11 protein-coding genes are annotated in these 14,385 nt (G+C 69.0%); 6 read left to right on the top strand and 5 right to left on the bottom strand.

Annotation, left to right across the window (positions count from 1 at the left end):
* Positions 1-4: 4 nt before the first annotated feature.
* Both C1A17_RS09805 and C1A17_RS09800 read right to left on the bottom strand, forming a co-directional pair.
* Positions 5-805 (bottom strand): CDP-alcohol phosphatidyltransferase family protein, encoded by an 801-nt coding sequence (locus tag C1A17_RS09805; protein WP_101652815.1) that lies wholly within the window; start codon positions 803-805, stop codon positions 5-7.
* Positions 802-1,398: a MarR family winged helix-turn-helix transcriptional regulator gene (locus tag C1A17_RS09800; RefSeq protein ID WP_101652814.1), complete on the bottom strand. Its 597-nt coding sequence runs from the start codon at positions 1,396-1,398 to the stop codon at positions 802-804. Before C1A17_RS09800 ends, C1A17_RS09805 begins: the two co-directional genes overlap by 4 nt.
* Before the next feature lie 80 nt (positions 1,399-1,478).
* On the opposite strand from C1A17_RS09800, the gene C1A17_RS09795 reads away from it, so the two are divergent.
* Complete coding sequence (locus C1A17_RS09795; protein ID WP_219618272.1) at positions 1,479-3,890, top strand: MMPL family transporter; 2,412 nt, start codon at positions 1,479-1,481, stop codon at positions 3,888-3,890.
* 130 nt (positions 3,891-4,020) lie between these two features.
* On the opposite strand, the gene C1A17_RS09790 is transcribed toward C1A17_RS09795, so the two are convergent.
* Complete coding sequence (locus C1A17_RS09790) at positions 4,021-5,457, bottom strand: MFS transporter (protein WP_180953279.1); 1,437 nt, start codon at positions 5,455-5,457, stop codon at positions 4,021-4,023.
* 46 nt (positions 5,458-5,503) lie between these two features.
* Positions 5,504-6,781, bottom strand: coding sequence for a type 2 periplasmic-binding domain-containing protein (locus tag C1A17_RS09785; protein WP_180953278.1), 1,278 nt, complete (start codon positions 6,779-6,781; stop codon positions 5,504-5,506).
* Positions 6,782-6,971: 190 nt separating this feature from the next.
* Between C1A17_RS09785 and C1A17_RS09780 the strand changes: the two genes are divergently transcribed.
* Positions 6,972-7,622, top strand: a complete 651-nt coding sequence (locus C1A17_RS09780) for a pyroglutamyl-peptidase I (RefSeq protein WP_101653633.1) — start codon at positions 6,972-6,974, stop codon at positions 7,620-7,622.
* Positions 7,623-7,976: 354 nt separating this feature from the next.
* On the opposite strand, the gene C1A17_RS09775 is transcribed toward C1A17_RS09780, so the two are convergent.
* A complete protein-coding gene (locus tag C1A17_RS09775; RefSeq protein WP_245873657.1) occupies positions 7,977-9,047 on the bottom strand; it encodes an ABC transporter ATP-binding protein in 1,071 nt (356 codons plus the stop codon).
* A gap of 301 nt (positions 9,048-9,348) precedes the next feature.
* Between C1A17_RS09775 and C1A17_RS09770 the strand changes: the two genes are divergently transcribed.
* The 4 genes from C1A17_RS09770 to C1A17_RS09755 all read left to right on the top strand — a co-directional run bounded on the left by C1A17_RS09770 (position 9,349) and on the right by C1A17_RS09755 (position 14,381).
* Entirely contained in the window at positions 9,349-10,551 is a 1,203-nt protein-coding gene (locus C1A17_RS09770) for an acyl-CoA dehydrogenase family protein (protein ID WP_101652811.1), read from the top strand.
* Positions 10,548-11,774: an acyl-CoA dehydrogenase family protein gene (locus tag C1A17_RS09765; protein ID WP_101652810.1), complete on the top strand. Its 1,227-nt coding sequence runs from the start codon at positions 10,548-10,550 to the stop codon at positions 11,772-11,774. The genes C1A17_RS09770 and C1A17_RS09765 overlap by 4 nt, the downstream gene beginning before the upstream one ends.
* Positions 11,775-11,790: 16 nt before the next feature.
* Complete coding sequence (locus C1A17_RS09760) at positions 11,791-12,861, top strand: aldo/keto reductase (protein WP_101652809.1); 1,071 nt, start codon at positions 11,791-11,793, stop codon at positions 12,859-12,861.
* Between the two features lie 65 nt (positions 12,862-12,926).
* Positions 12,927-14,381, top strand: coding sequence for an NtaA/DmoA family FMN-dependent monooxygenase (locus tag C1A17_RS09755; protein ID WP_265809048.1), 1,455 nt, complete (start codon positions 12,927-12,929; stop codon positions 14,379-14,381).
* The last annotated feature ends 4 nt before the right edge of the window (positions 14,382-14,385 follow it).

Raw genomic sequence — 14,385 nt, 5'->3', positions numbered from 1 at the left:
CAGTCTACGGGGGCCGCGCCCCGGGAACCGACAAGGTGCCTGGGCCTTCTGCGCGGTGCCGCTCGAGCCACACGATGTCCCGGCCGAACGACCAGCCGAGGGCCAGCAGCGCCGCACCCGCGCACAGCACGCCGAGCGGTGGGGCGGCGAGAGCGGGCGGGGAGCCGGCCGTGAGCAGGAGGACGCCCTGGGACGCGGCGACGACCTTGCGGGCGCGAGATGGCGGGAGCGCTCGCCGCCACGCGGGGCGGAGCAGGGTGACCCCGCGGAACCCGTAGAACAGGAGACCGGGGAGCGCGCACCACCAGCCCCACAGCGGGACGAGGCCGAACGACAGGACGAGGACGACGAGGGCGTCGACGGACTCGTCGTAGGCGGCACCGGCATCGGTGCAGCCGGGATCGCTCGAGCGGGCGTTGCGGGCCACCTTCCCGTCGACCGCATCGAGGGTGAGGCCGAGCGCGGCGACCGCGACCGCGGCCCACCCGAATCCGGTGCCGCCGAGGATCAGCGCGGTGAAGATGAGGAGGAGGCCGAGGCGGGCCGTGGTGATGTCGTCGGCCCGGCCCCACGGCTCGCTGCGGACGAGGCTGCGTCCGGCACCGATCGCGGCGAGGAGCACCGCGAGCCCGACCATGAGCGGGGTGGGGCGGAGGACGGCCGCGGTGACGAGCGCGAGGGTGAGAATGCCGAGCGGGAGCATGCGTGTGCGGGTCCGGGCGGTGCGGACCGGGGACTGCGCGGGTCCGACCGGGGACTGCGCGGGTCCGGGCGGGACGCGCTCGGAACGGGCGGAGCCGCTCACCACGCGTCGTCGCCGCCCTCGAGCTCGGCGGCCATGGAGGTGAGGAACTCGATGACGACCGCGCGCTGCTCGGGGGTGAGGCGGGCGGCGGCGTCGAACCGGCGGGCCTGCTGCCGGCCCACGGTCTCCATCGCGGTGTGCCGGGTCTCCGGGGTGATGCGGATGGCGAGCGCACGGCGGTCGCTCGGATGCGGGGAGCGGGTGATGTGCCCGGCCCGTTCGAGGCGGTCGAGGAGCTTCGTCGTCGAGGCGCTCGACACGTGGAGGTGCGCGGCGATGGCTCCCGGGGTGGCGACGGTGTCGCGGTTCTCGCACACGATGAGGAAGTGGAGGGCGCGCATGTCGTTGCGGCCGAGCTTCATGTAGTCGAGCGAGGCCTCCATGAGCCGGTTCTCCGCATCACGCAGGTTCCCCATGGCCTGCATCACCGCGCTGATCTGGGCGAGGTCGTCCTCGGACACGCGACTGCGGTTGACGAGCCGGCTGTCCGGATCGTTCGAGGCGATGTCGTAGACGTGTGCCGAGCGCGTCTCCGGACGCGCTGATCCGGCCTCGGCGTGCGAGGCGGCAGCGGGGCGATCCGGCGCGGTCATCCCGTCATATTATCCCCGTTGATCTCATGCTAGGTTTATTGTTTGCCAGGCTAGATAAATTCTCCGGAAGGTCTCCCCTCATGGCGACTCGCGTGCCCCGTTGGCTGCGCATCCTGCTCCCTGCCGTCCTCATCGTCCTGTGGGTGGCCGGTGCCGGCCTCGGCGGGCCGTACTTCGGGAAGGTCGAGGAGGTGTCGTCGAACGACCAGACGACCTTCCTCCCCGAATCCTCGGACGCCACTCAGGTGCAGGAGCGGCTGGGCGAGTTCACCGGCAGCGACGCGATCCCCGCGGTCGTCGTGTTCGTCGGGGACTCCGAGCTCTCCGACTCCCAGCTCGAGTCGATCCAGGAGGCCGTCGACGGTGCGACCTCCGTCACCGGGGTGGCCGACGACGTGTCCCCGGCGATCCCCTCCGACGACGGGCTCGCCGCGCAGTCGTTCGTGCCGATCGAGGAGGACGCCGACGTCGGCGAGGTGATCCCCGAGCTCGGCGACGAGCTGCGCGTCGAGGTGGGCGACGGCATCACCGTCTATGTCACCGGCCCGGCGGGATTCACCGCGGACCTGTCGGCCGGCTTCGCCGGGATCGACGGCCTGCTGCTCGCGGTCGCGCTCATCGCGGTGTTCGTCATCCTCGTGTTCGTCTACCGCTCGATCCTGCTGCCGATCATCGTGCTCTCGACCTCGATGTTCGCGCTCTGCGTCGCGCTGCTCACCGTGTGGTGGCTCGCCTACTACGAGGTCATCCTGCTCAGCGGGCAGACGCAGGGCATCCTCTTCATCCTCGTCATCGGCGCGGCCACCGACTACTCCCTCCTCTACGTCGCGCGCTACCGCGAGGTGCTGCGTGCCGAGCGGGGCAAGTGGGCGGCGACGTGGAAGGCGATCCGCGGGTCGATCGAACCGATCCTCGCCTCCGGCAGCACCGTCATCGCCGGCCTCCTGTGCCTGCTGCTCAGCGATCTCAAGTCCAACAGCACGCTCGGCCCGGTCGCCGCGATCGGCATCGTGTTCGCGATGTTCTCTGCGCTGACCTTCCTCCCGGCGATGCTCTACACCTTCGGCCGGGCGGCGTTCTGGCCCAAGCGGCCCCACTTCGATCCCGCCGCCGTCGAGGCCGAGCACGGGATGCCCAAGAAGGGCATCTGGGCGCACGCCGCCCGCACCGTGGCCAAGCGGCCGCGCGCCATCTGGATCGCGACGACGATCGTGCTCGCGATCGGCGCGGCCTTCGTCCCGCAGCTCAAGGCCGACGGCGTTCCCCAGTCCGACCTCGTGCTCGGCGAGTCCGAGGCGCGCGATGGCCAGGCCGCGCTCGGCGAGCACTTCCCGGGCGGCTCCGGGTCCCCGGTCTACGCGATCGTGGCCGAGGACGAGATGCCCGAGGCAGCGCGGATCATCGCCGGCAGCGCGGACATCGACGAGGTCAGCGTGACCGCCGCCGATTCCCCGGCCGGCACGGTCCCGCTCGACGAGAACGGCGAGATCGAGCTGCCCGAGGGCGCCGGACCGCCGGAGGGTGCCGGTGCGCCGGAGGGTGCGGGCGCCTCGGACGTGGACCCGGCCGACTTCGAGCCGACCGTGCTCGACGGCCAGGTGCTCCTCCAGGGAACCCTGACCCAGGCGGCGGACTCCGCGGCGGCCTCGGACACGGTGCGCGAGCTGCGCGACGAGCTCCACGAGCTGCCCGGCGAGGTGCTCGTGGGCGGCGTGACCGCGACGTCGATCGACACGAACGACGCCGCGATCCACGACCGGAACCTCATCATCCCGATCGTGCTCGTCGTCATCATGTTCATCCTCATGCTGCTGCTGCGCTCGATCCTCGCGCCGGTGCTGCTCATCATCACCACGGTGCTGTCCTTCGGCACGGCGATGGGCGTGTCCGCCCTCGTGTTCAACGGGATTTTCGACTTCCCCGGCGCGGACCCGGCGGTCCCGCTCTACGGGTTCGTGTTCCTTGTGGCGCTCGGCATCGACTACAACATCTTCCTCATGACGCGGGTGCGGGAGGAGTCGCTGGTCCACGGCACCCACGCCGGCGTGCTGCGCGGGCTGGCGGTCACCGGCGGGGTCATCACCTCGGCCGGCGTCGTGCTCGCCGCGACCTTCGCCGCGCTCGCCGTCATCCCGATCCTGTTCCTCGCCCAGCTCGCGTTCATCGTGGCGTTCGGCGTGCTGCTCGACACCTTCGTCGTGCGCACCCTGCTCGTCCCGGCGCTCACCTACGACATCGGCAAGAAGGTGTGGTGGCCGTCGAAGCTCGGGAGGTTCGAGGGACCGGAGGGTGCCGCCGAGGCCGCGATCCGCGGCGAGTCCGACGGCACGGATGGTGGCTCACCGGGCTCGGGAGGTTACGGCTCGGGCGGGACGGGCTCGGGTTCCGGTGGCTCAGGCTCAGGTGGCTCGAGCGCCTCGGACCGGGATTCCTCGGGCTCGGGCAGCTACCGCCAGAGGAAGAAGACCTACCTCCTCACGAGCGGGGACTAGCTCCCCGAGCAGGGACGACTCCCTGCCCGGACCTCCCGTCGAGTGGTCATGTTCGGTCGAATACTCGCCAGTATTCGACCGAACATGACCACTCGACGGGATTAACTGACCACTCGGCTGAGGAATGTCGTCAGACCCCTCGGCCGTGGGCTCTCAGGCGCACGGTCACGAATGCGAAGACGAGCGAGAGCACGACGGTGCCGAGGGTGGTGATGCCGTAGGCGGTGGGCATCGGCAGGATCTGGGCGAGTCCGGCGAACACCGTCGACAGGATCGCGATGCCGAGCCCGATCCCCGTCTGCTGCGCCGTGGCGATGAGTCCGCCGGTGAGACCGGCCACCTCGTCGGGGACGGCGGTCATGACGACGGAGACGAGCGGACCGAGCATGAGCCCCTGACCTCCGCCGATGAGCACGGCGGCGACCATGAACCAGGCGGCGAACGGGCTGAGCCCGAGGAGCGCAATGAGGCCGACGCTCGCGAGCCCGCAGGCCTGGAGCACCGAGGCGAAGAGGAGGACGCGAGGTCCGCCGCGGGCCGGGCCTCCCGCGCGGGACACGAGGCGAGGGGCGATCGCCGAGCTCGTGACGAAGGCGAGTGCGAGGGTGAGGGTCGCGAGGCCCGATTCCAGCGGTGTGTAGCCGAGCCCGATCTGCGACAGGATCGCGAAGTTGTACATGAACCCGCCGATCATGAGGAACAGCAGGCAGGACAGCGTGACGCCCAGGCGCACGCCGGGTTCGCGCATGACCCGGGCAGGGAGGATCGAGGGCTTCCCGGCGCGCTCCCGGCCGCGCGAATGGGGAACGAGCAGGCCGAGGCCGAGGGCGGCCGCCGCGAGCAGGACGGCCGAGCTGACGAGGGGGCCGGGTGGTGAGAGCGGGGAACCGAGGTCGATCCCCGCGCTGTTCGTGAGCCCGGCGATGAGCAGGAAGAGCGAGATGCCGAGGATGATCGAGCCGCGGAGGTCGAGTCCCATGGGGTTCGGGGAGCGGGTCTCGGTGAGATAGCGGGCGCCGACCCACGCGAAGATCGCGAGCACACCGACGCTGCCGAACGCTGCTCGCCACCCGAACTCCGGGCCGAAGCCGCTGTTGACGACGCCGCCGATCACCTGCCCGCCCACGGTGCCGCTGCCGGCGAAGACGCTGTAGAGGCCGACGGCGCGCAGACGCCGCTCGCCGGTGAGGATCGCCTGGATGCTCGACAGCACCTGCGGGGTGGTGGCCGCGGCCGCGCAGCCCTGGAGGAGGCGGGCGATGAGGAGGAGTTCGAGGTTCGGCGCGGCGGCGGTGAGGAACGCGGTGATCGCGAGGCCCGCAGTGCCGAGCTGGAACATCCGGCGGCGTCCGTAGCGGTCGCCCAATCGCCCGCTCATGATGAGCCCGGCGGCGAAGGTCGCCGAGTACGCCCCGATGACCAGGGAGGTGCGGGTCTCCGGGATCTCGAGCGAGTGCTGGATGCCCGGAGCCGAGATCGAGGCGACGGCGATCGTGTACGTCGCGAGGAACGTCACGACGTACAGCGGCCAGACCGTGGGCCGGTCAGAGGGCGGTGTGGGATTCACGGGACTTCGGCCCAGCACTCGGGGTCAGCGGTGTCCGACTGCGAGTTCACTCCGGGCGGTGCAGGGCGACGACGTCCTCGAACAGGCGCTCGGCGATCGGGGCGAAGTCGACGTCGCCCTCGGTGTACCAGGAGTCCATGTCCGCAGTCGTCCCGCCGTCCTCGTAGCCGAGCTCCTCGACCACGCCGGTCCACTTCTCCAGCGCCTCGGCCATGCGGCCGTCGAAGTCGTCGCCCAGGGTGTCGGACTCGATGACGTCGGCCATGAGCTCGTCGTTCGTCTCGACGATGACCTCGGTCGCCTCGGGCCCGTACTCGGCGACCTCACCGCCGTTCTCCTTGGCACCCTTGACGCCGAGGTAGTTCGTGTCGACCGCGAGAGCGAGGCCCTCCTGCACGACCTGCTGGAGGGAGTCGAAGATGATCTGCTGGTACGGCAGCGGCAGCGACTGGTAGTTCATGCCGGCGGCGTAGGAGCCCCAGCCCTTCGGCATCCCCTCGTCGGTGGCGTAGCCGACGTGCGGCGCCACCTCGTGGAAGCCCGCCTGGACGGCGGCGTTGAACGGGGTGAAGCTGCAGTCGATGGTGTTGCGCTGGAGCGCCTCGTACGCCTCGACGTACTCGAGGGAGACGGGGGACGCCCCGAGCTTCTCGGCAAGGGTGGCGTGCGGGGCGGCCCCGATCCGCACCTGCCGGCCGTTGTAGTCCTGGAGGTCGGTGCCCGGTTCGGTGCACAGCGAGTAGTAGCCGTTGTTGGGCGTCGTCGGGAGCAGCGGGGTGAGGCCCTTGGACTCGAAGTCCTCGGTGATCTGATCGCTCTGCCACGCGAGGTCGGCGAGGACGGCGTTGGAGATCAGCTCGCCGACCATCGGCGACTGCGGGAGCGCGCCCGAGGCGGCGATGAGCCGGTCGTTGCCGGAGTACTCCGTGGGTTCGTACATCGGCTGGGTGTAGGAGATGTCGACGCGGCCGTCGGCCAATGCATCGTCGACCTCGGAGTAGCCGGCGATCGCCTGCCCCCAGACGACATCGAGGGTGATCTTGCCGCCCGAGCGCTCCTCGACCGCCTCGGCGAAGGCGATGTTCGACTTCGCGACGATCGACTCCGGCGATGCGGACGACGCCTGGAACACGAGCTCGACGGGGTCGAGGTCGGCGATCGCGGCGTCGACGTCCTCCTGCGAGGCGCCGAAGGCGTAGCCTTCTGCCTCGGATCCGCTCCCGCCGCCGTTCCCCGCCGAGCCGGCGCAGGCTCCGAGGACGAGCGACAGGGCCGCCGCGCTCGGGGCGAGTACGAGGGCACGGTTCTTCATGGTTCGCTTCATCGTCCACATCTCCTTCGATGCACGGCAAGGTGTCTTGATCTCGACCCGGTGCTGACCGAGTGATCGTTAGGTATCACTTTACGTCAGTCGGGGAGAAGGTCAACCGGTGGCGGCGAATCCCGCTCGGGAGCGGACCGAGGCGGTGGGCTCGGGCGTGAATCGCCGACCGCTCCTCGACTACGGTTGCCGCATGAGGATCCTCGTGACCGGTTTCGAACCCTTCGGCGGTGACCAGGAGAACGCCAGCGAGCAGGTGGTGAAGCGCCTGCGGGAGCGCGCACCGTGCCCGGGCGTCGAGCTCGCGACGGCGATCCTGCCGTGCACCTGGGCCGGAGCGGGTCCCGCGCTCCTCGACGCGATCGCCGCCCACCGACCCGAGGTGATCCTCTCCCTCGGCGAGGCGGGTAGCCGCACCGCAGTCACGCCGGAGCGCCGCGCGCACAACCGGGGAGCCGGCCGCATCCCCGACAATGCGGGTGTCGTCCGCCCCGCCTCCCCGCTCGATGCGGGTCCCGAATGGCTCGAGACGCGCATCGATCCCGCTCCGCTGGCCGAGGCGATCCGGGCCGTCGGCGTCCCGGCTCAGGTCTCCGAGACCGCCGGGGCGTTCCTCTGCAACGCCGCTTTCCGCACGCTGCTGCGGGATACCGAGGTCCCAGGGACCTTTATCCACCTGCCCGCCGTGCGGAACCGGGGACGGGCCGGGGTGGGTGCGGAGACCGACGCGGGCGCAGCGGTGAAGGACTCGGGGCTCATCATCGACCAACTCGTCGATGGTGTCGAGGCCTCGATCCGGTGCGTGGCCGAGCAGCGGCGCGAGAGCGCATTGGACGACTGCTGACCGGTCGCGTGCGCCGTGTTTCGGGCACCTCGGCAGAGGAGCCGGGCACCTGGCACCGACACCAGTCGCCGACACTCGCCCCGATCGCTCACCATCCGGCCATCCTGGCCGCTCGAGAACCCGGCCGCTCAGCGAGTCGGGTCAGTGTGACCGCTCACTGCGTCGGGTCGAGCGCGATCTTGCACACGCCCTCGGCTCGACTGTCCATGAGCGCATACCCCGTCGCGCATACTCGTGCGATGCGATGCGGCGCGCGGCGCGCAAAACTGTATCCAGAGCCCTTCACCAGGCAATCAGCTCCGTCCGGAGGAAGTCCAATGCGGCCGCAAAGAACGGATCCGGTCACCCGGAATGTCATACGTCGATTCGCAACTCGGTCTCCCGGTCGAAGAAGTGGAGGCGTGACGGGTCGGTGCTGACACGGACGACATCACCCATTGCCGGCCGTGCATCCGACAGCAGCCGCGCGACGATCCGCTGTCCGTGACGTGAGTTCTCGCTCTGGCCGTGGATGAAGGCGTCGGCGCCGAGTTCCTCGATCAGCTCGATCCGCAGCGGCAGTCCACCTCCATCAACCTCCACAGCCAAGTGCTCGGGGCGGACGCCGATGATCACGTTCGCAGTGCCCGCCGACGCCGGCGCCGGCACTGCGCTCCCGCCGAGCAGCCGACCGAGGTCCTCCGGCGACAGGTCGAGCAGATTCATCGCGGGAGAGCCGATGAAGCCGGCGACGAAGGCATTCACCGGGCGTTCGTACAGCTCCCGGGGCGGGGCCACCTGATGCAGCCTCCCATCGCGCAGCACCGCGACTCGGTGGCCGAGCGTCATCGCTTCGGCCTGGTCATGGGTCACGTACACGGTCGTCGTCCCCAGGCGCTTCTGCAGAGCCGCGATCTGGGATCTCGTCTGCACGCGCAGAGTGGCATCCAGGTTCGACAGCGGCTCGTCCATGAGGAATGCCGTGGGCTCTCGCACGATCGCCCGCCCCATCGCCACCCGTTGACGCTGGCCGCCGGAGAGCTCCCGGGGCCGTCGGCGGAGGAGATCGCTCAGCTCGAGCAGTTCGGCCGCTTCGCTGACGCGGCGGCGGATCTCGTCCCTGGGCACCTTCGCCAGTTGCAGGGAGAAGCTCATGTTGTCCTCAACGGACTTGTGGGGATAGAGCGCGTAATTCTGGAACACCATCGCCAGGTCGCGATGTGCGGGCTCAACCCTGGTGACATCCTCTCCGTCGACCAGGACGGTGCCCGAGGTGGGGCGCTCGAGTCCAGCGAGGATGCGAAGCGCCGTTGATTTCCCGGATCCGGACGGCCCGACCAGTACGAGGAAGTCACCCTCCTCGATGTCGAGGGTGAAACCATCGAGGGCCGGCTGCCTGTCCGCGGAATAGCGCAGGGTCACATCGTCGAAGAGAACAGAGCCCACCACATCCCCTTTCCCATGAGTCGAGTCGAAGCCGAGATTCCGAGTATCACCGCAGGTCGGATGAGATAGAACGTCGCGGCCGACACTCAACTTAAGCGGCGCGTGCCGGGCGATTCCAAATTTCATGTGCCTGCATGACGCGGCGTGACGCGGCGTGACGATTCTCATAACGACCATGGAGAAGCAGCCCCATAGTGAATCCGAAACCTGCCCGAGCGACCGAGAGATCTGGCTCTACGACGTCGCGGCACCGTGAGCACTTCCGCCTGCTCGAGGTGCTCATCCCCAGCGAGGAGGACGAGTGGCTGCATCCCTGCCTGTGCCCGAGTCGCTCGCCGGCGCCATCAGGCGCGCCGGTGAGAGCGCCCGTGGACGAGAGGTCGAGCGCGCCCTGCCCGTCGACGTGATCCGCTCGCTCGCGGACGAGGGGATCGGACGTCTGCGAATCCCTGCGGCCTTCGGAGGGTTCGGACTCGATTGGGTCCACACCACCGAAGTGCTGCTGGAGCTCGCTGCCCAGGACAGCAACATTCCGCAGGCGCTGCGCGGACATCTGGCGGTCCAGGAAGAAGTTCTCTGGCGGGGCGTCGATGGCGAGGCTGCCGCGAGCTGGCTGGAGCGCTTCCGGACGGGAGAGATCGCCGGAAATGCCTGGACGGAACCGGGTTCAGGCGGCTACAACCGCTCCGGCACGATCGTATCCCAGGGGCCGGAGGGGCCGGTGGTCAATGGCGTGAAGTACTACACGACCGGGTCGATCTTCGCCGATTGGCTCGACGTCACCGCGAGGGACGAGAACGGCAACGAGCTCGCAGTGCTGGTGCGAAGGAATCAGCCTGGAGTCCACATCGAGGATGACTGGACGGGCTTCGGTCAGCGGACCACCGGGTCCGGCACCGCCACCCTCACCGACGCGGAGGTCGCCGAGTACGAGGTGCGCCTGCTCGCGGACCGCTTCCCCTACCAGACTGCGCTGTACCAGCATGTCCTCCTCATCGTGCTCGCCGGCATCGCCGAGGCAGCCGCGCGAGATGTCGCCGAATCGCTGCTGACCAGGAGGCGGACCTACACACATGCCAACTCGACCTCACCCGCCTCCGACCCGCAGCTCCTGCAGGCGGTCGGTGAGGTGGACGCAACCGCAGCTCTGGCGCGGGCACAGGTGCTGGAGACCGCACGCGCGCTCGACGCCGCCTTCGCTGCACGCGGTGCTGATGAAGCAGCGCAGATCGCAGCGGCGAACGCCGCCGAACTGGCGACGGCGCGGGCACAGGTGGCCCTGCACAGGCCGGTGTTGGAAGCTGTGACGCGGATTTTCGACGCGCTCGGCGCATCCGGTGTCGACGGTGCGAAGGCGCTGGATCGTCACTGGCGCAACGCGCGCACTGTGACCAGCCACAACCCCTGGGTCTACAAAGCACGCATAGCCGGTGACCATCGCGTCAGCGGCACGGATCCTGTCCGCCTCTGGAGTGTGGGCGTACCTGAAGGAGCATCGAAATGACAGAGCACACTATCGCCCAGCGCTCGCACTGGAGCGGAGCGGCCTCTGCGGAGGAGATCGCCGCGTGGACCGCTGTCGCCGAGGACGTGGCGCACACCCTCGCTGCTGACGCTGTCGCCCGCGACCGTGCCAACCGGACCCCGCATTCGGAGGTTCACCTGCTCAAGGAGTCCGGGCTGGTGACCCTGCTGGAGCCCAAGGAGTTCGGTGGGGGAGGTGCCCACTGGGAGACGGCGTTCCTCGTCGTGCGGGTTCTCGCGCGCGCCGACGCCTCGATCGCCCAGGTCCTGGCCTACCACTACATCAACGCAGCCAACGTCGTCTTCAACATCGCGAACCCCGCCGACCGTGAGCGGTGGCACCGGACGACGATCGAGGGCAGGTGGATCTGGGGCGATTCGGTCAACCCGACCGATCCCGATCTCGTCCTGGTCCCGGAGGCGAACGGATATCGCCTGACAGGGAAGAAGAGGTATTCGACGGGTTCGGCGGTCGGCGATGTTCTCCTCGTCAACGCCACCGTCTCCGAAGGGCCGAGAGCCGGGGAGGTCGGGGCCCTTGTCCTGGATCACGACCGGGACGGTGTGGAGTACGTGGACGACTGGGACTTCCTCGGCCAGCGGCTCTCGTCGTCGAACACCGTCATCTACCACGATGTGCGGGTTGAGGAATCCGACTTCCTCGGCTTCCTCGGGGAGGAGCCGTTCTCCACGCTCGTCACCCCGGGCATCCAGCTGGCTTTCGGCAACCTTTATCTGGGCATCGCGGAGGGAGCGCTGGAAACCGGGCGCAGTCTCACCAACAAGCGGCCCAACGCGTGGTTCCTGTCCTCGGCGGAGCAGTACCGGCACGACCCTTTCGTCCAGCGGCTCTACGGAGAGCTCAAGTCGCGCACAGCCGCGGTCTCCGCCCTGGCGGACAGGGTCAATCGACGATTCGACGAGGTCATCGGCCTGGGCCGGGAGGTGACCTCCGAGCAGCGTGGTGAACTGGCGATCGAGATCGCTGAACTCAAGGTCGTCTCCTCCGATGTCGCCACGGACCTGACGAACCGGATATTCGAGGCCACCGGCACCTCGAGCACCGCCTCGTCGATCGGGTTCGATCTCTTCTGGCGCAACATCCGCACGCACTCGCTGCACGACCCGGTCGACTACAAGAAGCTCGAGGTGGGCGCTCACTACCTCAACGGCGAGTTCCAGCCACTCTCGCTCTACACCTGACCACGAAGGAGCACATATGACGCAGACAGTCGACGTTTCCGCCTGGGGCACCGAGACCCACACCCCGTATGCAGCCGCCGACGATCGGTACTCCCGCTTCGGGTACCGTCGGGTCGGACGCAGCGGGCTGCTCCTGCCGCCCATCTCTCTGGGCCTGTGGTGGAACTTCGGTGACACGACCCCGTTCCAGACGCAGCGCGACATCATCCGGCACGCCTTCGACTCCGGGATCACGCACTTCGATCTCGCCAACAACTACGGGCCGCCCGCCGGCGCGGCGGAGGAGAACTTCGGACGCGTCCTGGCGAAGGATCTTAGACCCTACCGAGACGAGCTCATCATCTCCTCGAAGGCCGGCTGGGACCAGTGGCGCGGGCCCTACGGGAATTTCGGCTCGCGCGGCTACCTGCTGTCCAGCCTGGACGAGTCGCTGCACCGCCTCGGACTCGATCACGTGGACATCTTCTACTCCCACCGGGTGGACCCGGAGACTCCGCTGGAGGAGACGATCGGCGCTCTCGACGCCGCTGTGCGCTCCGGAAAGGCGCGCTATGTCGGGATCTCCTCGTACTCGGCGGAGCGAACTGCCCAAGCCGCGGCTATCGCAGCCGAGCTCGGAACACCGCTGACCATCCACCAGCCGGCCTACTCGATGCTCAACCGCTGGGTCGAGGACGGGTTGCTCGACGTCCTCGAAGAGACGGGACTCGGGTCGATCGCCTTCACCCCTCTGGCGCAGGGGCTGCTCACGGACAAGTACCTGAAGGACCCCCATGCCGAGCCTGCCGGGGGGCGCACCTCGCTGCCCGCTCACCACCTCAGCGAGGACAATCTCGACCGCCTGCGCAGACTCGCTGAGGTCGCTCGGCGGCGTGGGCAGACTCTGGCCCAGCTCGCGATCGCCTGGCTGCTCCGCGACGGTGGAGTGACCTCCGTACTGCTGGGGGCCTCATCCACTGCGCAGCTCGACGAGAACCTCGGAGCGCTGTCCTCGACGTCCTTCAGCAGCGAGGAGCTCGCCGAGATCGACGAGATCACCCGGGGCGAGGCCGGCATCAACATCTGGTCGGTCTCCTCGGACCTGTGATTCCCACTACGCTACGGCAGGCCGCCGGCCCGCCGACCGCATTCCTGACCCCCTGGAGGTCCGACGTGTCCCGCTCCCCCCTCATTCTCTCCGCCTTTCTCATGAACACCACGAGCCACATCATCGGCGGCGCGTGGCGCCGTCCCGAGGCGCAGCAGCATCGGTTCAACGAGCTGCAGCACTGGGTGTCGCTCGTGCAGCGGCTCGAGAGCTCCGGATTCGATATCGCCTTCTTCGCTGATGTCGTCGGGCTCTACGGCGACCACGAGGGCGGATGGGCGTCTCATGTTCGCCGGGGGCTGCAGATCCCGGCGAACGACCCTCTCGTGCTCATCTCCGCGCTCGCGGCGGTGACCGATCGGATCGGACTGGCGCTCACTTCGTCAGTCATCCAGGCGCACCCCTTCGCCTTCGCCCGCCAGCTCTCCACCCTCGACCACCTCTCCGGAGGGCGCGTGGGCTGGAATGTGGTGACGAGCGCCTCGGAGAACGCCCACCGGAACTTCGGGAGCGACGGACTGGCCGAGCACGACGACCGCTACGACTGGGCGGAGGAGTACCTCGAGGTCTGCTACAAGCTCTGGGAGGGCTCGTGGGAGGACGGTGCGCTGGTGCAGGACAAGCACCTGGAGCACGACCGAGGACGCGGCCTGCACGGGGATCCGGACAAGGTGGCCAAGATCGAGCACACTGGCGCCCGCTACCGGGTCGAGGGCCCTCATCTCTCGGCGCCCTCGCCGCAGCGCACGCCGTTCCTGTTCCAGGCTGGGTCCTCGTCCCGCGGTCGGGACGTCGCTGCCCGACATGCCGAGGCCACCTTCTCCATGGCGCCGCGGCGCGACATCGCGGCTGCACATGCGAAGGACGTCAGGGAGCGTGCCGCACGGGCCGGGCGCCGGCCCGAGGACGTCAAGTTCATCCAGGGACTCTCCTTCGTGGTCGGTTCGACGGAAGCCGAGGCGAGGGCTCGGGCGGAGGACCTCGACAACTCGCTCGACATCCACGCCCTCATCGCGCACACCGCGGGCAGCCTGGGGGTCGACGTGGGTCACCTGCCGATCGACGCCCCGCTGGATGATCTCGAGCACACCGAGGGTGCCCAGGGACACCTCTCGGAGCTCAGAGCGATGGCACCCAACGGGCGCGTCACCCTGCGCGACCTCGCCCACTTCCGTGCCCATGCGACCAGGATCGTCGGCACGCCCGATCAGATCGCCGATGAGCTCGAAGCCTGGCAGGACGCGGGGATCGATGGGATCAATGTCATCAACTCGACGATCCCGGGCAGCTACGACGAGTTCATCGATCACGTCCTGCCCGTTCTGCGCAGCCGTGGACTCGCCCGCACCGCGGAGGAGGAGCAGACCCGCCGCCCGACGAGCCTGCGCGCGCGTGTGACGGGGGCCGACCGGCTTCCCGACTCCCATCCGGCGGCTGCCTACCGAGGCGCCTTCGGCCACCTCAGCGCGACTTCCACCGAAACCCCGAAGCAGCAGCTCCTCGCAGGCCGAGGACTCTGACGCA

Source organism: Brevibacterium ihuae, assembly GCF_900184225.1.
Lineage (GTDB): Bacteria > Actinomycetota > Actinomycetes > Actinomycetales > Brevibacteriaceae > Brevibacterium > Brevibacterium ihuae.
The sequence above is the reverse complement of the archived record's forward strand: the minus strand, read 5'-3'. Positions and strand labels throughout refer to the sequence as shown.

Excerpts from the sequence above, each read along its gene's own strand:
- C1A17_RS09800 (WP_101652814.1), bottom strand. The coding sequence starts at position 1,398 with ATGACCGCGCCGGATCGCCCCGCTGCCGCCTCGCACGCCGAGGCCGGA.
- C1A17_RS09760 (WP_101652809.1), top strand. The coding sequence starts at position 11,791 with ATGACGCAGACAGTCGACGTTTCCGCCTGGGGCACCGAGACCCACACC.
- C1A17_RS09765 (WP_101652810.1), top strand. The coding sequence starts at position 10,548 with ATGACAGAGCACACTATCGCCCAGCGCTCGCACTGGAGCGGAGCGGCC.
- C1A17_RS09795 (WP_219618272.1), top strand. The coding sequence starts at position 1,479 with ATGGCGACTCGCGTGCCCCGTTGGCTGCGCATCCTGCTCCCTGCCGTC.
- C1A17_RS09785 (WP_180953278.1), bottom strand. The coding sequence starts at position 6,781 with ATGAAGCGAACCATGAAGAACCGTGCCCTCGTACTCGCCCCGAGCGCG.
- C1A17_RS09780 (WP_101653633.1), top strand. The coding sequence starts at position 6,972 with ATGAGGATCCTCGTGACCGGTTTCGAACCCTTCGGCGGTGACCAGGAG.